Origin of the sequence: Niallia sp. XMNu-256, assembly GCF_036670015.1 — a bacterium.
Taxonomy (GTDB): Bacteria; Bacillota; Bacilli; order Bacillales; family Cytobacillaceae; genus Bacillus_BD.
Genome location: NZ_CP137636.1, coordinates 3,529,155 through 3,547,485 on the forward strand (window position 1 = coordinate 3,529,155; position 18,331 = coordinate 3,547,485).

At 38.6% G+C, this 18,331-nt stretch carries 17 protein-coding genes; 6 read left to right on the top strand and 11 right to left on the bottom strand.

The window, feature by feature from the left end; all coding sequences use genetic code 11:
• Positions 1-125: 125 nt before the first annotated feature.
• The 3 genes from psiE to R4Z10_RS17970 all read left to right on the top strand — a co-directional run bounded on the left by psiE (position 126) and on the right by R4Z10_RS17970 (position 2,342).
• Positions 126-575: a phosphate-starvation-inducible protein PsiE gene (gene psiE / locus R4Z10_RS17960; RefSeq protein WP_338470648.1), complete on the top strand. Its 450-nt coding sequence runs from the start codon at positions 126-128 to the stop codon at positions 573-575.
• A 254-nt stretch (positions 576-829) separates the two neighbouring features.
• The gene (locus tag R4Z10_RS17965) at positions 830-1,300 is read left to right on the top strand and encodes a staygreen family protein (RefSeq protein ID WP_338470649.1); all 471 of its coding nucleotides are present in this window, start codon (positions 830-832) and stop codon (positions 1,298-1,300) included.
• 190 nt (positions 1,301-1,490) lie between these two features.
• Positions 1,491-2,342, top strand: coding sequence for a cation diffusion facilitator family transporter (locus R4Z10_RS17970; RefSeq protein WP_338470650.1), 852 nt, complete (start codon positions 1,491-1,493; stop codon positions 2,340-2,342).
• A gap of 117 nt (positions 2,343-2,459) precedes the next feature.
• Here R4Z10_RS17970 and R4Z10_RS17975 read toward each other — a convergent pair whose 3' ends face one another.
• The 9 genes from R4Z10_RS17975 to R4Z10_RS18015 form a co-directional block, all read right to left on the bottom strand.
• Complete coding sequence (locus R4Z10_RS17975; RefSeq protein WP_338470651.1) at positions 2,460-4,046, bottom strand: hypothetical protein; 1,587 nt, start codon at positions 4,044-4,046, stop codon at positions 2,460-2,462.
• A 479-nt stretch (positions 4,047-4,525) separates the two neighbouring features.
• Positions 4,526-5,341 (bottom strand): glycerophosphodiester phosphodiesterase, encoded by an 816-nt coding sequence (locus R4Z10_RS17980; RefSeq protein WP_338473273.1) that lies wholly within the window; start codon positions 5,339-5,341, stop codon positions 4,526-4,528.
• Between the two features lie 666 nt (positions 5,342-6,007).
• Positions 6,008-6,919, bottom strand: coding sequence for a ribose ABC transporter substrate-binding protein RbsB (gene rbsB, locus R4Z10_RS17985; protein WP_338470652.1), 912 nt, complete (start codon positions 6,917-6,919; stop codon positions 6,008-6,010).
• A gap of 12 nt (positions 6,920-6,931) precedes the next feature.
• Positions 6,932-7,870: a ribose ABC transporter permease gene (gene rbsC / locus R4Z10_RS17990; protein WP_338470653.1), complete on the bottom strand. Its 939-nt coding sequence runs from the start codon at positions 7,868-7,870 to the stop codon at positions 6,932-6,934.
• Positions 7,870-9,351, bottom strand: a complete 1,482-nt coding sequence (locus R4Z10_RS17995; RefSeq protein WP_338470654.1) for a sugar ABC transporter ATP-binding protein — start codon at positions 9,349-9,351, stop codon at positions 7,870-7,872. Before R4Z10_RS17995 ends, rbsC begins: the two co-directional genes overlap by 1 nt.
• An 18-nt stretch (positions 9,352-9,369) precedes the next feature.
• A complete protein-coding gene (gene rbsD / locus R4Z10_RS18000) occupies positions 9,370-9,762 on the bottom strand; it encodes a D-ribose pyranase (protein ID WP_338470655.1) in 393 nt (130 codons plus the stop codon).
• Between the two features lie 3 nt (positions 9,763-9,765).
• Entirely contained in the window at positions 9,766-10,644 is an 879-nt protein-coding gene (gene rbsK, locus R4Z10_RS18005; RefSeq protein ID WP_338470656.1) for a ribokinase, read from the bottom strand.
• A gap of 1 nt (position 10,645) precedes the next feature.
• Positions 10,646-11,626, bottom strand: coding sequence for a LacI family DNA-binding transcriptional regulator (locus R4Z10_RS18010; RefSeq protein WP_338470657.1), 981 nt, complete (start codon positions 11,624-11,626; stop codon positions 10,646-10,648).
• 376 nt (positions 11,627-12,002) lie between these two features.
• Complete coding sequence (locus R4Z10_RS18015) at positions 12,003-13,451, bottom strand: tryptophanase (protein ID WP_338470658.1); 1,449 nt, start codon at positions 13,449-13,451, stop codon at positions 12,003-12,005.
• 278 nt (positions 13,452-13,729) lie between these two features.
• Here R4Z10_RS18015 and R4Z10_RS18020 point away from each other — a divergent pair, with 278 nt between their 5' ends.
• From R4Z10_RS18020 to R4Z10_RS18030, 3 genes are all read left to right on the top strand, one after another.
• Positions 13,730-14,299, top strand: a complete 570-nt coding sequence (locus R4Z10_RS18020; protein WP_338470659.1) for a DUF2680 domain-containing protein — start codon at positions 13,730-13,732, stop codon at positions 14,297-14,299.
• 94 nt (positions 14,300-14,393) lie between these two features.
• The gene (locus tag R4Z10_RS18025) at positions 14,394-15,089 is read left to right on the top strand and encodes a response regulator transcription factor (protein WP_338470660.1); all 696 of its coding nucleotides are present in this window, start codon (positions 14,394-14,396) and stop codon (positions 15,087-15,089) included.
• Positions 15,086-16,477, top strand: coding sequence for an ATP-binding protein (locus tag R4Z10_RS18030; RefSeq protein ID WP_338470661.1), 1,392 nt, complete (start codon positions 15,086-15,088; stop codon positions 16,475-16,477). The genes R4Z10_RS18025 and R4Z10_RS18030 overlap by 4 nt, the downstream gene beginning before the upstream one ends.
• A 153-nt stretch (positions 16,478-16,630) precedes the next feature.
• Here R4Z10_RS18030 and R4Z10_RS18035 read toward each other — a convergent pair whose 3' ends face one another.
• Positions 16,631-17,725, bottom strand: coding sequence for a polysaccharide deacetylase family protein (locus R4Z10_RS18035; RefSeq protein WP_338470662.1), 1,095 nt, complete (start codon positions 17,723-17,725; stop codon positions 16,631-16,633).
• Positions 17,726-17,944: 219 nt separating this feature from the next.
• The gene (locus tag R4Z10_RS18040) at positions 17,945-18,082 is read right to left on the bottom strand and encodes a hypothetical protein (protein WP_338470663.1); all 138 of its coding nucleotides are present in this window, start codon (positions 18,080-18,082) and stop codon (positions 17,945-17,947) included.
• Between the last annotated feature and the right edge of the window lie 249 nt (positions 18,083-18,331).

Genomic DNA, 18,331 nt, shown 5'->3' on the forward strand with positions numbered 1-18,331 from the left:
CTTACTAGGGATGATGGTTAATTTCCTCATCCCTTTTTATAGTAAACCTTAACAATACCTGCATAGATAACCTTAAAAATAAAGAAATAATTATTGGATTAATGTGAAAGTGAGGTTTAAGACGAATGGCTGTGATGAAGAAAGTTATAGCTAACTTATCCAAGATAATCCCTAATGTGTTGCAATGGATTTTAAACATATCATTAATGATCTTAGCTTTGGTTCTATCATTCCTATTGTTCAAGGAGCTTCTTTTATTCATTTTATTATTATTGGATAGTGAAATTAGTGACTTTACTATATTCCTTGAAAACATCCTGATATTTTTTCTTTACTTTGAATTTATCGCCATGATTGTAAAATATTTTAAAGAAAATTACCATTTCCCGCTTCGATATTTTATTTATATAGGGATAACGGCAATGATTCGTTTGATTATTGTTAATCATAAGGACCCAATGAATACGTTGATTTACTCTCTCATCATTTTAATTTTAATTATTGGTTATTTCATTTTGAACCTCACTCCACGAGAGAGACCAAAAAGTAGTTGGTTTTTTTCAAAAAGAGCATAGTGGAATGGGATTATACAAACCCTTATTAAAAAGGAATTGAGGTTCACAGCCAATCACACCTTTACTAACTGCTTACTTATATGTATCGGAAGTACATAGGGACAATTATTTATCTCTGTCCCTTTAGAAATATTCACAGCAACTAATATGTTTATTGTTAAAAATCAAATCAAACTCCTTCTTTATTACCCGTTTGTATACACATGAATAAAAATAATTAGGCATAATTATAAAAAAAGATTGGAGTTGATGGCTTGAGTCATTTCCTTCCAGAGAAACTATTTGTTGAATACAGGGATGGTGTTACCGCTACTAAACCCGTTTTTTCAAGGCGTTACACACTTACTCATTCTGATTTAACGGGAAAATTATTTTTAACCATTGGATTGCATTATGCCTGGGATAAAGTCAATTCGATAAGAGATGAAGTAATCGGTGAATGGAGTTCCAGTGGAAGTTTTTTATATTATTGTATTTATTTATATATAGACCACGGAGAAGTTAACAAAAATGTATCAGCCAAACGGAACGAAATATTTAGACGTGAATTACCGCTTGCTTTAACAGCGATTCGCTTTGGCGATCGGTATTTGTTCGATTCTTATCCTACACTAGATCATGCTCCCATAATCATCAACTTTATCTCTTCCTACCCTGAGTTTGCCAGACAAGAACGCTGGGGAACTTTCCAAAGATATTCCAAATCATTTCAAAACTTAAATTGACCTTTAATAAACCACTCTATTAACTTTTATCAGATTTATTTCTTTTAGTTAATAATTCCCCTACAGTCTTGTGATAATTGATGATGATACTTATTCTCAATTAAAAAATAGAATTCTCATTTACATTGACAAAACACCTTGTAAATTCTATAATCAAATTATAATAATTTTAATTATAGGAGTGTATACGGTGAACAATCATTCTTCTAAATATAATAAAAATAAGAAGCTCTTTATATGGGCCGCTTCATTAACGCTGTTTTTTGCTTTAATTGAAATCATATATGGATTTATTTCAGGTTCCTTAATGATGATGGGGGATGGCGTTCATATGGGTTCAGACGCCTTCTCTTTGATTCTTTCACTAATTGCTACTATGTTGGCGACAAAAGCGGCGACAAAAAGTAAAACATTTGGATACAAGAGATTTGAACCGATCGCTGCGTTTATTAATGGATTAACGTTAGTGATTATACCTATATTTATTATTACTGAGGCCATAAGCCGAATGGTTAATCCAATAGACATCATCCCTAACCAAATGTTAGTCGTTGGTTTGATTGGCTTAGTTGTAAATGTAATTGTTGGCTATATTTTAACGAAGGCCCATTCGAATTTAAATGTAAAGAGTGCGCTCCTGCATGTGTTAGCCGATTTATTTACGAGTGTGAGCGTAGTGGTTGCTGCTATTGGGATTAAATATTTCGGGGCAACCTGGTTAGATCCAATTGGTAGTATCCTAACATCAATGATCATTATTGCAGGCGGAGTCAAAATCACAAAGGAATCATTTAATATCTTAATGGAAGGTACACCTGAAGGTTATTCAGTCGATACAATTGAAAAGATCGTGAAAGATGTGGAAAAAAATCTTACTGTTGAAGATATTAAAGTTTGGTGTATAAATGAGGCAGAAATATATACCATTATTGACGTTAATTCAACATCAAAGAACGACAACAAACTTTTAAATAAAATTAAAGAAAAAATTGAAACTACCTTAAACATCCCATCCAAAAACATTTACGTAAACATAAATTAGGTAAGAGTTTACTGGAAGATGATCGGTAGGTAAAAAAAGCACAATTAACAGTAATATCAACTGTTTATTGTGCTTTTTACTAACCATAATATATTTAACTCGTTAATGAATTTCCTATTACTTTAAAAAGCCCATGAAATTTGAAAATGAAGTTACTAAATCTTGATAGTATCCGATTACTCGATCTTTGATTGTGTAGTCATCTGAAGAATTTTGTTCAGCTTTCTCTGTTTGATCTTGTTCAGTTTGATTTACTTCTTTTGTTTCTTCATCAGATGCTAGTCCCTCTTCTGTTTGAACAGTTTGTACAGAGGCAACTGGAGCTTCTTCACTTCCAGTCACTACACCCTCAACTGTAGTCGCTAGCTGGTTTTCATTCCCTAAGTTATCTACAGACACGTCTAATGATGTATCTGGTTCTAGGTCAACATTTACTGGTTCAACTGTTCCACTTAAGGCATCGACATTTGTTAGTTCAGCAGCTTGAGCAAGTTCCTGACCAATTAGAGTTTGATAGAATCCGACTAGACTTTGGTAGTTATTACCAAGTAATTGATATGTTGCATCAACATTTTGGTTTGATTCTTCTGAGTTAGTAGTATTTTCCTCCTGAGCACCACTTTCTGACACTTCATCTTCTCCTGGAGCTAATACACCTGGAGTTTCTGTTTCTTCCTCATTGACAACATCAGTTGGTTCAGGAGTTTCTTCTGTTACTTCGTTATCATCAGTTGTTGGTTCTTCATCAGATTCTGTTTCTGCTGGAGCTGCTGGAGCTTCTGTTCCTTCTTCTACTAATTCATCAGTTCCTGTTGTATCATCGACTACTTCGTCTTCTGATCCTTCACCAGTTTCTGTTGTATCTTCGGCTACTTCATTTTCTGCTACATCATCAGATTCTGTTGTATCTTCAGATGCTTCGTCGTCTGATACTTCATCAGATCCTGTTGTATCTTCAGATGCTTCGTTTTCTGCTACATCATCAGATTCTGTTGTATCTTCAGATGCTTCGTCGTCTGATACTTCATTAGATCCTGTTGTATCTTCAGATGCTTCGTCTTCTGGTACTTCATTAGATCCTGTTGTATCTTCGGCTGATTCGTTTTCTGATACATCATCAGATTCTGTTGTATCCTCCGCTGATTCGTCTTCTGATCCTTCATTAGATCCTGTTGTATCCTCCGCTGATTCGTCTTCTGATACTTCTGATCCTTCAGCTTCTGATGTGTCATCGCCTGGTTCACCTTCTGCTACATTATCGTCTGATTCATCTTCTGATCCGTCATCGTCTATTTTTCCTTCTAATGCGGCGTCATCTTCTTCAGTTTCTGGCTCTACTGGAGTTTCTGTAGCTTCTTCTACTTCTTCACCTTGTTCATCCTCATTTTTATTCGTTGTTTCATCTAAATGATTGTGGTCATGTTGTTTATTTATTTCTAAAGATTTATTTTTAGCGATTTGACTTATCATTTGCCCTTTGCCAGGAAATCCCGGATGATTACTTGCATGTTCAGATACTACTTGGCCATGATTTTTAGCTTGTTCGATTACTTCAGGAGTAACCCCATTTCTTTCAAGCTCTGCAGCTGAGATCGGTGCTCCCGCTGCTAAAAAGCCTGCCGCCATCATAGTCGTTGACATAACAAAAGGGGCAATTTTCTTTGATAATGGTTTGTTTGTTGAATTGTTCTGTTTTTTCATCATTACATCATCTCCTTGTTCATCTTTTATTGTAATTAGATGGAAACTTGGCTTTGGTTGTCTCGCGTTTAATAGAATAATAATCTATTATGTAGTTCCAATATTTTCCCCCGTTTCCAGTAATAACTATATAGAAATGATGTTAACGTTTGATGAATACTAGTTTTAAAAAGGTTGACGTTTTCCTTACGCATTTGTCGAATTTTGAAATAAATGAAATCTTTTAAAAGAAAATTTTATACATAAACCAACCAGAATGTTGACGCCTTCAATTTGATTCTCATCGATTTCTGATTATTTTCTATAACTTATTTTAAGTGAGTCTCCTACCCTGTTTTATAGAATTACAAACATTAAATACCATGGCAAAACCTATTTCTTTTATTAAAACAATATCTCAACTAGGTTAACTAATTCATTCAATTAAACTAAAAAAACAGTTGATGTCCAAATTTCTAGACATCAACTGTTTTATCCTATTACTATTTTCCTTTTTTTACCTCATGAAGACGGTCTGGGAAGTTTGTAAACATTCCCGTTACACCCCAGTCAATCAACTGTTTCATTCTCTCTTTATCATTTACGGTATATGGATGAATCTCAAGACCGCTATTGACTACCTTTTGAATATATTCTTCATTTAAATAGGTGTGGTTCGGTCCAATTCCCATTGCATATTCTTTTACATCCGCAATTTGCTCATCCGTGATTGTCGCATACGAACGGTAAGAAAGTAGTTGAACAAGGTTAATCGATGAATCTAGTTCATGCATGATTTTTAAGCTTTCAGGACTGAATGACTGGATTAGAAGTTTGTCTTTATTGATTCTATACTTGTCTACTAGACGCAATAATTCTTTTTCCATTCCTGGATAAATCGCTGGTGATTTCGTTTCAATATAATAACTGTTATTTTTTCCAAACTCTTGGAACACTTCTTCTAGTGTCGGTACTTGTAACCCTTGATATTCTGGCTTTGCATACTCTGGATAGGCTTCATTAAACCAACTGCCTGCATCTAATTCTTTAATTTCAGCAAGAGTCATGTCTTTTACATAACCTGTTCCATCTGTTGTGCGATCGACTTTCTCGTCATGCATGGCAATTAAATGACCATCTTTCGTCATTTGTAAATCGAGTTCAATATAATCCCCGTGCATTTTTTCTCCTCGATCATACGCGACTAACGTATGCTCTGGGGCATGTCCTGAAGCACCGCGGTGTGATACATTGACGATATCTTTATGTTTTTCCTTCGCCATTGCGGCACCCCCACCTGCTGTCACCCCCACTGCCATCACGAGGGCACTTAGTGCTGGTAACCATTTTTTCCCGATCATTTCTCCAACTCCCTACAATTTAATAGACTTCATATATAAAATATCAATCGAATATTAAATCGTATCTATAAGTTAAGTAAAAGAAGGTAAAGATATGATTAAAATTGTAAAAATTTGTTAGGTTTTGCCTAGTATATCCGAACTATGGGGAATTAGATACCTTCCCATTCACATTAAACTTATCTATCCTTTTTGAACTTTAACCTGCAAATTACAGAGAGACTACGTCAAATTAAATACGGCCACAGTGCCTTCTAAAAAGCCTTTGTGACCATCATCATTATTTGACTTTATTACCTTTAAAAGGATTCACCCCTTGGATTTGTTTCCTCCAAATAGATGGGTCCCCCGCACATCAAGATGTTTCAGCGATTTAGAAATTTGAAACCGATGACTTATATTACTGCTGAAATTTGAAAAAGTAAATATTAAAATGACCCTAAAAAGCACTTTTAACAATTTATTCACAATGGATGAAAGGAGGTGTAAATGAAGAAGCAGAAGCATTCTATGGTGAGCGACACTCTATTTATCTTCCGTTCCATCTATGCGAAGGGTTTTTCAAGTATTTTGTAATAAAAAATGACCACAGCGCATAGGTAGGTAGCAGCTGTGGCCATTTCATTATTCCTTAGTTTTTAATTCCAATGGAACTTTAATCACTTCTTTAAGCGTTTCGTCATTTAAAACCTTTTCTGCTGCGGAAACCGCTTCTTGGCCCATTAATGCTGGTTGTTGGGCAACGGTTGCAGTAAGTTGACCGAGCTCGACGGATTTAAGCGCATCTTCTGTTCCGTCAAACCCAACGATCACAATATCAAGACCCGCTGCTTTAGCCGCTTCGATCGCACCTAAAGCCATTTCATCATTATGAGCAAATACAGCTTGAACTCCACTTGTTCCTTGAAGTGTATTTTCCATAACGGTCAGTCCTTTTGTGCGATCAAAATCAGCCGGCTGACTGGCAACAATATCAAGCTTGATATCAGCGATATTATGGAACCCTTCTCCACGCTCACGTGTTGCGGATGCTCCTGGCACTCCTTGCAACTCGACTACTTTTGCCTGTTCGCCGGCTTTTTCAAGAATAAAGTTGGCTGCCATTTCACCGCCTGCCACGTTGTCAGAAGTAATTAATGTCTCTACTTCTCCTTCGTCGGCTGAACGGTCAATCGTAATAACCGGGATGCCTGCACTGTTTGCTGATTGTACAGCAGAGGAAACCGCTGCGGAATCCGTTGGGTTAATTAATAAGACATCGACACCTTGCTGGATTAAATCTTCAATTCCGCTAATTTCTTTAGACGCATCATTTTGCGCGTTGACTTCAATAACTTCCATTCCCTTTGATTTCGCCTGTTCCACAATCGCATCTCTCAGTGACACGAAGAATGGATTGTCTAAAGTCGAAACACTTAGTCCTAGTTTAATATTTTCATTTTTTCCAGATGAGTTATTCACTAAAGGACTTTCCATCGAGCAAGCTGTTAGAAAAATCATGGTCAATATCATAGCCATCGTCAGGATTTTCTTCATATTCTCACCTCATTATGATTTCTTTCTGTCAAGGAGTACGGCAATTAAAATCACGACACCTTTGACGACTTGTTGGTAAAACGATGAAATTCCTAATAAGTTCATTCCGTTATTTAATATACCAATGACGAGAACACCAATTAATGTTCCGGTAATTCGCCCTTTCCCACCGGAAAGACTTGTTCCACCTAATACAACGGCAGCAATCGCATCCATTTCATAGGCTTGTCCCGCAGTAGGTTGTGCAGAATTTAGACGAGAGGTTAAAATCATTCCAGCTAAAGCAGCTAGCATCCCACTGATGGAGTAAATCCAAATTTTTACACGGTTTGTTTTAATCCCAGAAATGATCGCCGCCTTTTCATTTCCACCAATGGCATAGGTTTGACGACCAAATGACATTTTATTCAATAAGTACCAAAGTGCAAAGAAAGCAATGATCATCGTAACAGCAGGTACTGGAATCGCTAGGAAATATCCTTTTCCAAATAGTTGGAAGGCATAAGAATCACCCAGACCTGTGATCGGTTTTCCTTCTGTATAAACAAGCGTTAATCCACGATAAACCGTCATGGTAGCTAATGTAACGATAAATGGAGCTAATTTTCCTTTGGAAATCAAAATTCCGTTAATCGCACCAAGGATTGCTCCAATAATCGTGCCAATAATAATCGCAATTATTGGATCAATTCCAGATACCATCATTCCGGCAGCTAGTGCGCTTGATAACGCTAGAATTGAACCAACGGATAGATCGATTCCACCAGTTAAAATTACAAAGGTCATTCCAAAAGCAATGAGTCCATTAATTGAGATCTGCCGTAATAAATTCATTAAGTTAGCAGGGTCAAGAAAGGACGGATTTAAGACGGTTACAATTAAAATAAGTGCAAGTAACGCGAGCAGGGCACCGAATTTATCTAATATGGCTGATAATTTTCCCGTTTTCATCATTTTCCCCCCGTTGCAAAGGTCATAATTTTTTCTTGTGTTGCTTCTTCTTTCATTAATTCACCCGTTATTTTTCCTTCGTGAACAACCAAAATTCGATCACTCATCCCAAGAATTTCAGGAAGGTCGGAAGAAATCATCACAATCGCTAACCCACGTTCGGTAAGCTCATTCATGAGATTATAAATTTCCCGTTTGGCACCAACATCAATCCCTCTTGTCGGTTCATCCATAATCAGCACTCTTGGTCCCGTGCCAATCCATTTCGCGATAACTACCTTTTGTTGGTTACCACCAGAAAGATTCCCAGCCGCTTGTTCACCAGACTCTGTTTTGATTTTCAAACGCTCAATCATTTGAGCGACAAATTGTTTTTCATCCTCTGTTTTAATAATGCCTTTTGGGGCAAAGCTATCTAGGTTTGGAAGGGCCATATTTTCACGAATGGAGAAATCAAGCACAAGTCCTTCATCTTTTCGGTCTTCCGTAATAAAAGCAAGGCCATGTTTGACAGCGTCAGCTGGATTTGAAATACTAACAGGCTTTCCCTTTATTTTGATTTCGCCACGCTCATGGGGATCCATCCCAAAGATCGAACGCATAATTTCTGTTCGTCCAGCCCCCATCAGACCTGAAACCCCGAGGATTTCCCCTTCTTTTACAGAAAAAGTAATATCCTGAAATCCACCTTTTTGCGTCAAACCCTTTACTTCCAAGACCGTTTCACCCAATGTTTGTTGGCGCTCAGGATACCTGTCTGAAAGTTCTCGACCGACCATTTGCTTCACAATCTCTTCAAAATTGGTCTGTTTGATTTCTGATGTGGCAACAGAGACACCATCACGCATAACGGTGATCCGATCGCAAATTTCAAAGATTTCTTCCATTCTGTGCGAGATATACACAATCGAAACCCCATTTGCTGTTAGCTCTTTCATAATTTTAAACAGTTTTTCAATTTCCCGATCGGTTAAGGCGGAGGTCGGTTCATCCATAATAATGACTTTGGCATCCATCATCAGGGCTTTTGCAATTTCAATCATCTGCTGTTCACCCACTGAGCAAGCCCCAGCTTCCTTATCAAGCGGGATCGAGATATCCAACCGTTTAAAAATAGCTTCCGCTTGTTTTTTCATTTCCTTCTGATTTAATTTACCGAAGGAATTGGTAATTTCTTTGCCGATAAATAGATTTTGTAGGATCGTCATTTGTGGCCAAATATTAAGTTCCTGTCGGATAAAGGCAAGTCCCGCTTTCTCAGCTTCCTTTGAATCTTTAAAAAGGGTTTCCTTTCCATCGATCGTGATGGTCCCTTGATCCAGAGGAAAAAGCCCAGTTAAGATATTCATGAGCGTGGATTTTCCTGCCCCATTTTCACCCATCAGTGCATGAATTTCACCAGGTTCAAGAGTGAAGTCCACCCCTTGCAATACTTTATTTGTGCCAAATGCCTTATGAATCGTTTCCATGACAATTCTCATGATTTTCACCTCTTTTATTTAGAAAAAGACATTCGCTTGTAAAATGCAGTTCGAATAGGGAGTCGTTTCACCTGTACGAATAATCGCTTTCGCATTTGCCGTCAGCTTTTTAAAATCCTCGTGGGACAAAAATTGGATATCTTGAGTGAAACGTGTTTTCATAAATTCGTATTGTTCCAGATTCTGTTCTTTAATTTCAGTCGCAAGATAAATTTTTTCAATATGCATATCATCTGCGACTACCTCCGTGACTTCTTGAAAAGACGGAGTGCCTGGTTTAAGAGCAAGATCAATTTTCATGACACCTTTCGGAACCGGCAGGCCTGCATCGCCAATTACGATTAAATCCGTATGCCCCAAATCAGCTAGTACCTTTGAAATCTCACTATTTAACACACCATGTTTCTTCATATCTTACAAACTCCCTTCAACCTCAGCGCGCGTAGGCATCCCACCTTGTGCACCAAATTTCGTAATGGAAAGGGAAGCTGCCCGGTTCGCAAATTGGATGGCTTCTGACATGTCTCTTCCTTCTGCCACCGCAACGGCAAAGGCAGCGTTAAAGGTATCGCCTGCACCTGTTGTATCGACCGCTTCAACTACATAGGCAGGAACGACCACTTCCGTTGATCCATTATGGTAGCGAACCCCGTTCTTTCCTTCCGTTATGATGAGTCGATTTGGATATTTGGCAAGCACCTTGGAACGAGATTCCCCTTCAAAAAGAACCGTAAACTCATGCTCATTTGGCGTAATATAGGTAGCATACTCGAGCACTTGTGCGCTTATTTTTCTTGCCGGTGCTGGATTTAGAAGCAACTTTTTACCTAAGCGATGACAAAGCTCTGCGACATATTCAACTGTGTCCTCTGGTGTTTCATGTTGAATCAGGATGATATCAGCTTGTTGTAAAACATCTTCTGCACCTTTGATATAATCAGGTGTTACTTCATCATTCGCTCCTTTAACAACAATAATACTGTTGTCGCCTTCAGCTAGAGTGATATGTGCCGTCCCAGTAGCTTGGTGTGTAACCGGTTCCACATTCGTTACAGAAACACGATTATTTTTTAAATTGTCTAAGACCTCTGTTCCAAATGCATCGTCCCCAACACGACCAATCATTGCGACATCGGCACCAAGCCTTGCAGCCGCAACTGCTTGATTGGCACCTTTTCCACCTGGGACTGTATGAAAGCTGTCCCCCATTAATGTTTCACCTGCTAAAGGTCTTTTATTAGCAGTAACAACTAAATCCATTGAAATACTGCCAATGACAGCGACTTTTACCATCTTAATCATCATCCTTTCTCGTTGAATCTCGTTCGATAAACTCCACAGGAAATTTATAATGTAAATGAGTTATTGGCTCTTGATTGATTTGCCCGATCAGCATTTCCGCTGCCTTCATTCCCATCTCATAGGCAGGTTGATGAATGGTTGATAAACCCGGGTAGACAATTCCGCTAATTGAGATATTATCAAAACCAATGATTTGAATGTCCTCCGGAACACGGCGTCCTTGACGTAAGGCTTCATTTAAGACCGCAATCGCCACAGCATCATTACAGGCAAGGACGGAATCAGAATGTGGAAATCTTTTAAACAATTCGATCGCCGTTTGTTCACCGTCTTGAAAAGATAATTTCGAGTCAATCATATTTACTGTAATATTCTCTTGTTGTAATATTTCAAAAGCTGCCTGAAAGCGTTCTTGAACAGGCTTTATCGTTTCAGGTCCTTTAATGATGGTTACTTCTTTGCAGCCTCGTTCGAGAATCTTCTCAGCTTGAAGTCTCCCACCTTGAATTTGGTCCGCAAACACCGCAGGAAAGTCCTCATTAATTCGGTCAAGTAAGACAATCGGGATCTTTGCTTTCTGGACTCTTTTGAGATCAATTTCATTTGTTGATAGAATCAAACCGACAACATTATTTTGTAAAAACGTTTCGAAATAATCATTTTTCTTCTCTTCTTTATCATCACTGTTTCCAATAATGATATGGTATCCTTCTTGATAAAAGAAATCTTCTATCCCTCGTGCAAGGGCTGGAAAAAACGGGTTAGCGATATCTGGGAGAATCAATCCAATTAATTTGGATTTCCTCTTAAACAATGAACGCGCAACCTCGTTTGGTTTATAATTCAATGAGTGTATTGCATTGTTGACCACTTTTCTCGTGTCTTCGTGAACGTATCCCTTATTGTTAATCACTCTGGATACTGTTGCCACCGAAACACCAGCAGCTTTTGCAACATCACGTATTGTTGTCATTAAGTATTCACCACCTGTAACCGGTTACATATAGAATAAATCCTTTTGTCGAATTTTGCAAGAGGGAGTTGTTTGAAGCTTTATCTATATTATGATCCTTTAATATATGACTTAATGACAAGTTTTCCATCCCAATCATGTTGTGGCTTTTGACAACCTTAGTAGAGATTTTGTCCAAGTACCCTTTTCTTGCATTGGTACTCTTTTCATGATTAGGTACTACTTTTGATAGCAATTTGAGCCACCTATAGTTCGCTTACTTTTATTACATTGTGCTTTAGCTAGCCTTTTAAACAAGAGCATCGAACATGAGCGCAAAATTAAAGGATGAATAGCACTTAACGCCATTCATCCTTTTTATCATTATCTATGAATCCTATAAACTATCCCCAAAATCTTCTCTAAATTTAGCAACTAATTCTTGCTGCCATTGGGAGGTTGTCGTTAATTTTCCAAAGAAGAAACGTAATACACTTGGTTCTTCAACAAATTTAAGCCCGCCGATTAATTTACGGTTTTCATATAACCAGGCAATGCGATCAACGACATAATTTATTTGAGATAAAGTATACACGCGTCTCGGTAAAGCCATACGAACTAATTCCATATGAGATAATGTTTCGTTTCCATTTTCATCGCGCTGTTCGGACATCGTTCCTCTTTCCATCCCACGTGCACCACTTATTATATAAATCGCTGCTGCAAGCGCACCTGCAGGATATTCTGATTGTGGAATGTGGTCAACAAACTCCATTGCATTGATATGACAGCCTAGTCCACCTGCAGGTGTTACGACAGGCACACCTTTCTTCATGAGTTCATTTGACATGTATTCAATAAACTGCGGCCCCTGATTAATCATTTCCTCATCCATCGTTTCTTCAAGACCAACAGCCATGGCTTCCATCTCGCGGACAGACATTCCACCATATGTTAAAAACCCTTCATAAAGTGTGACGTATTCACGCATTTTCATATAAACATCTTTACTGTTTGTACAAATTCCGCCGCCTCTCGCACAACCAAGTTTGCGGGCAGAGAAGTAGATAATATCGCATAAATCAGCAATTTCACGTGTAATTTCACGGATACTCTTATTTTGATAAGTTTCTTCTCTTGTTTTAATAAAATGAAGATTGTCTGCTAATAAACTAGCATCCAGCACTAAAAGGATTCCATATTCATCACATACTTTGCGAACTTCGTGCAGATTTTGAAGGGAATGTGGCTGACCGCCAATCAGATTCGTTCCTGCCTCCATACGGACAAATGGAATGTTCTCCACGCCATTTGTTTCAATTACATCTCTTAATTTAGCAATATCCATATTTCCTTTAAAAGGATCATCACTAGTAATTTTCAAAGCCTCGTCTTTAAATACTTCCTCTACTCGACCACCGTTTACAACAATATGTGATTTCGTTGTAGTGAAATGATAGTTCATTGGAACAACAGAACCTTGTTTGACATACGTTTTTGAAATAATATTTTCACACGCTCTACCTTGGTGAGCAGGAAGAAAATATTCCTTTCCAAAAATCTCTTGGATCTTACTTTCCAATTTTGTAAAAGTAGTGGAGCCTGCATAACTGTCATCGGCTTCGAGCATGGCTGCTTGTTGTTTATCACTCATGGCGTTAACACCACTATCTGTCAGCATATCCATGAAAACATCTTTATTTTTTAATAGAAACGTATTATAACCCGCTTCTTCCATTGCCTCTACCCTTTGTTCAATTGGCGGCAAGTTTAATTTTTGGACAATCCTTACTTTATGCATTTCTAGCGGTACTTCATTCCCGTAATAAAATTTAATCTTACTCATCGCTATGTCTCTCCGATCTATGTATTTTATACCTTATCGCGCTAAAGCGTTTTAGCTTAAAACTATTAAATAATATATTACTATAAATTATAAATTTTTAAAAGAGTATTAGAGTAACTATTTCAAAAACCTTTCGGGGCGTCACTGTGACCCGGCGCGGGGTGGTGATCCGATGTAATCTTGACAGGTTCTTGACATTTCTTAATAAAGTTCTGGAAATTGGTTCGGTATGATAAGGGTGTAAATAGATAAGACAACCTTATTAGGAGATGAAGAATATGAAATGGAATACAATTTTAGTAGCTGGAGCTTTAGTTGGAACGTTTGCATTAGGTGCTATGTTCTCTCCGATCGTTCAATCAGATGCAAGTGTTGACGAAAGAGTTGGGGCACCAGCAATGATGAGAACAGCGACTGACGAGAATGCTTCACAAGCATGGTCCAACCACCATGGATCAGGTCACATGATGGGAGATAACGGTGGAATGGGAATGGGCCACCATTTTAGTGGTTCCATGTCAACGATGATCGCTGAAGCCTTGAATCTCAGCGAAGAAGAGATACAGATTGCACGTAGTGAAGGGAAATCCATAGCAGATTTGGCAGAAGAAAAAGATATCTCACTCGATGAACTGAAGGCTAAAGTGTTGGAAGCTAGAAAAGCAGACCTTCAACAGCTTGTAAAGGATGGAGACATTACTCAAGAACAAATGGATAGAATGGTCGTTCATATGGAATCCATGGCGGCCTTTGCCCTCGAAAATAATGAATTTGGTCACGGACATATGAACGGTCGGGATGGAATGGGTAGCGGTCACCATATGAACCGTGGAAATATGCCATTCTAATAGCGATTAACCGCTCTGAGGTAAAACTTCAGAGCTATTTCTTATAGAGACGGAAGAATTGGTATAATAAGGAATAGACAAGGGGGTTATATCTTTGAGAAAAGTAATTGCCATTATTGACGATGAAGGTAAAATCCGTGATACAATTCGGACCTATTTACAAAATGAAGGCTTTGATACGATAGAAGGCATTGATGGTTTCGCAGCCGTCCAGCTTGTGAAAAACAAAAGTGTGGACCTCATTTTATTAGATGTGATGATGCCAATTATGGACGGGTTTCAAGCCCTACGTGAAATTCGATCCATTCATAGAAAAATGCCTGTAATTATGCTAACAGCTAAATCAGAGGAAATTGACAAACTGCTGGGACTTGAAATGGGGGCTGATGATTACATCACAAAACCGTTCAGCATGCGGGAGCTTGTAGCTAGAATTAAAACGGTTTTACGTAGAAGTGAGCCTGATCCAACGGAAGAACCGGACGAATTGATGATTAGAGGACCCATTGAAATCAATTTTCATACATATGAAGTAAAGTTAAACGACACACTCCTTAATTTAACTCCGACAGAATATAAGATTCTCGTCACTCTTGCCCAGAAACCTGGTCGTGTGTACAGCCGCTTGCAACTAATGAATAGTGCAATGGGTGAAGCTTTCGCGAATTATGAACGATCGATTGACACCCATGTTAGCAATTTAAGAAAAAAGATCGAAAAGGATCCAGCACATCCTGAATTCATCCATACCGTTTATGGAATCGGTTATCGCTTCGGAGAAACAACATGAAACTTCAAACGAAGCTGACCATTACCTTCATTTCCATTGTTATATTAATGGGACTCAGTCAATCAATTTTTTTACAATCAAAAATACAGGATACCTTTCATAACTATCTTGATCGGCAAAATATCGGATACTTAGAGCGAATGAAACAAAGTCTAACAGTTTATTATGAAGAAACAGGATCTTGGGAAAATGTTCAACAGCTATATTTCAATGAGTTCACTGGAAGTGGACATGGAATGATGCATGGTAGTCGCATGAATACGAACATGAACATGCATATGAGTAGCGCTGATCTTCTTCTCTTGGATCTAGATGGAACTGTGATTGCCGATACAACCGGCACAAGAATTGGTGAATCGGGTATGAACGTTAAGTGGAAAAATTCGGATATAACGATTGATGGTAAAAAAGTGGGAACGCTTCTCCTTTATCAATCAGGGCTTCAAAGTCTTGAAAAGGAGTTCATTTTATCTTCCAATCTCGCCATTATCGGAAGCAGCATCCTTGCCGCTCTGATCGCGGTTCTCCTAAGTATATGGATTACTAGAAAAATAACGAAACCATTAAAAGAACTCACGCAGAGAACAAAGCAAATAACAGCTGGTGAAAAATGGAAGCCTGTTGCCATTCATTCAAAGGATGAATGGCAGGAACTTGGGGATGCTTTCAATGAAATGGCAGAGCAGCTTGCGAAAAACGAGGAAATTAGACAAGCACTTGTCGCTGATGTCGCACATGAACTTAGAACCCCACTGACGATTTTGCTAGGAGAATTAGAGTCGATTCAAGAGGGAGTTATCCAACCTAATGAAGAAGTCATTCTGAACCTTACTGATGAGGTGTACCGCTTAAAACGGTTAGTGAATGACCTGCATCAGTTGAGTTTAGCGGAAGCTGGGAAACTTCCACTCAATAAACAGCCTGTGCAAATTCATGATCTGATTCAGCGTATATGTGGAAATTTCCAGTGGCTGGCAGATGAAAAGCAAATTACCCTTCACTATGATGGAATTCCTGAAGATGTTTGGATGGAGATCGATCCAGATCGGATCACACAAGTGGTTGTCAACCTCGTTGGGAATGCCCTTCGCCATACACCTGATCACGGATTCGTCGAATTAACGAGTTGTGAAAATGATGACTCATTTATTTTAAAGGTGTCCGATAGCGGGCCAGGGATTCCAGAGGATGCGCTTCCCTTCATTTTTGAGCGCTTTTACAAAGGGGATCCATCGAGGTCCCGTTCTGAAAGTGGGACAGGGCTAGGTCTTTCCATTGCGAAAGGATTTGTTGAAGCACACGGCGGCTCGATTTCGGTTGAAAGTGAAATTCATAAGGGAACCACTTTTACGGTTCGTCTGCCCGTTAAAAAAAGAGCCCAACAGTAACTAAAAGGATGGTCGGCAGCTATCGCCTCCCATCCTTTCTTTGTTGAGTCAACTGCATATATATTTATTTTCCTTTTGAAACAATCCTTCGTGATAAACGTGAAACATTCGCTGTGAAACAAGATTTTTCGGGGCGTCCCTGTGACGACTCCTTTAATAGACCGCTTCTCCTGAATCCAGTAGTGTCTGGATAGTAACGAATGTATATCCTTGGGCACTCAGTTCATCGATGATTTGCGGAAGTGCTTCAACTGTCCCATCCAGCAAGCCACCAGCTTGGAAATTATGTTGCAACATAATTCCCCCTGGAGCAGTTTGGTTTCTAACAATTTCTAAAATCCTTTCGGCTGACATTCCGCTCCAATCCAATGTGTCCACAGACCAACCGATCCCTCTCAGCCCCATTTGACTTAATGCAGCTCTGTCAGCTTTTGTAACTGCACCATAAGGTGGACGAAATAGATCTGATTTTTTCCCAATCACTCTTTCCAGTACTTGCTGGGTGGATTGGATTTCTTTCCTCACATCTGCTGACCAACTTTGTTTCAAATTAGGGTGGGACCATGTATGGTTGCCAAATGAATGACCTTCATTCACAATCCGTTTCATCATATCTGGGTATTGATTGACTTTTTCACCCATAACAAAGAATGTGGCTGGCACGCCCTTCTCTTTTAAGACATCAAGAATCATTGGCGTATAATAATCTTCTGGGCCATCATCAAAAGTAAGAGCTACAAGCTTTTTAGAACTTTTTACCGAGCTGATGAGTTTCTTGGACTCTGGAATATTTGTTGTAATGTATGTTCGATTCGATTTGGCATCATACCGAACGCCCATATCTAACTTCCTCACAACATCGATTAGGGGAATAAATACTTTTCCGTCAAATTCAAACGGTTCTGTTGCTAAAACCCCTCTTTTCCATGTCCCTGTTCTACGATCATAATCATCCGTAAATTTCTCTCCTACCGGTGCAGCAAACTTAATTCCTTTTGCTTGAAAAACAACAGAGCGCCACTTCGGATCCCAATCTACAAGGACACCGGCATGCTTTAAAAATTGCGCAGGCACAAGCAAATGACCATTTCCCATTGCATACTTCGTCTTATACGGTTTTCCATCAAAATAAATCTGTGCCTCAGGCAGTTCTGACTCATTTGCCAAGCCTGTTGCTGGTATAAAAGCAAATAAAAGAGCAAAAAGACAAGTAAAGATCCCCAGTTGTTTCGTCAAGCTATTTTTCATTGTTTCAACTCCTTATCATCATTAAGTATCCAGACAAAAATATGGATACATTTGATAAGGTTTCCTATTCTTTGGAAAAATATCTATAATAGATTCGGGGCGTCACTGTGACCTGTCGTAAATACTTTAACAAACCTTTTCATCCATTACTATTTTTTTGAAAACAGAAAATCCCCCATTTGAAAGGATAGGACCCTATCAAAAAATCGGGGGATTTTATCAGGTAAATAAAGATTGCACAGATTCAGGCAGTAGCTGAAAGAACAATCCTTGATATTGAATATCTAGAAAAGCAGCAATGCCAAGAACAATGATACCTATTATAAAAAGTAGCTTTCTCTTTAGACCCCGTTTCAAACAATTCTCCTCCATCTGAATAAGCGTTTTAATTTGCACATTTAATACTATATGAACCCGTTGAAAAAGTCTTTAGTTATAAATAGGAAACATTCGCTGTGAAACAGGAATGTTCGGGGCATCACAGGGGACGACATTCTAAGTAAGTGGGCCTTCTAAGAACAAGGGAAGTAATGAAGGTGGTCAAACAAATGATGTTTGACCACTTTTTACTACTGTGGAACAGGACCTTTCAGGCAGTCTCAGGAT

Bases quoted from the DNA above. Each gene is read 5' to 3' on its own strand.
- psiE (WP_338470648.1), top strand. From the start codon at position 126: ATGGCTGTGATGAAGAAAGTTATAGCTAACTTATCCAAGATAATCCCT.
- R4Z10_RS17975 (WP_338470651.1), bottom strand. From the start codon at position 4,046: ATGATGAAAAAACAGAACAATTCAACAAACAAACCATTATCAAAGAAA.
- R4Z10_RS17980 (WP_338473273.1), bottom strand. From the start codon at position 5,341: ATGGCAGTGGGGGTGACAGCAGGTGGGGGTGCCGCAATGGCGAAGGAA.
- rbsB (WP_338470652.1), bottom strand. From the start codon at position 6,919: ATGAAGAAAATCCTGACGATGGCTATGATATTGACCATGATTTTTCTA.
- rbsC (WP_338470653.1), bottom strand. From the start codon at position 7,870: ATGAAAACGGGAAAATTATCAGCCATATTAGATAAATTCGGTGCCCTG.
- R4Z10_RS17995 (WP_338470654.1), bottom strand. From the start codon at position 9,351: ATGAGAATTGTCATGGAAACGATTCATAAGGCATTTGGCACAAATAAA.
- rbsD (WP_338470655.1), bottom strand. From the start codon at position 9,762: ATGAAGAAACATGGTGTGTTAAATAGTGAGATTTCAAAGGTACTAGCT.
- rbsK (WP_338470656.1), bottom strand. From the start codon at position 10,644: ATGGTAAAAGTCGCTGTCATTGGCAGTATTTCAATGGATTTAGTTGTT.
- R4Z10_RS18010 (WP_338470657.1), bottom strand. From the start codon at position 11,626: ATGACAACAATACGTGATGTTGCAAAAGCTGCTGGTGTTTCGGTGGCA.
- R4Z10_RS18015 (WP_338470658.1), bottom strand. From the start codon at position 13,451: ATGAGTAAGATTAAATTTTATTACGGGAATGAAGTACCGCTAGAAATG.
- R4Z10_RS18020 (WP_338470659.1), top strand. From the start codon at position 13,730: ATGAAATGGAATACAATTTTAGTAGCTGGAGCTTTAGTTGGAACGTTT.
- R4Z10_RS18030 (WP_338470661.1), top strand. From the start codon at position 15,086: ATGAAACTTCAAACGAAGCTGACCATTACCTTCATTTCCATTGTTATA.
- R4Z10_RS18035 (WP_338470662.1), bottom strand. From the start codon at position 17,725: ATGAAAAATAGCTTGACGAAACAACTGGGGATCTTTACTTGTCTTTTT.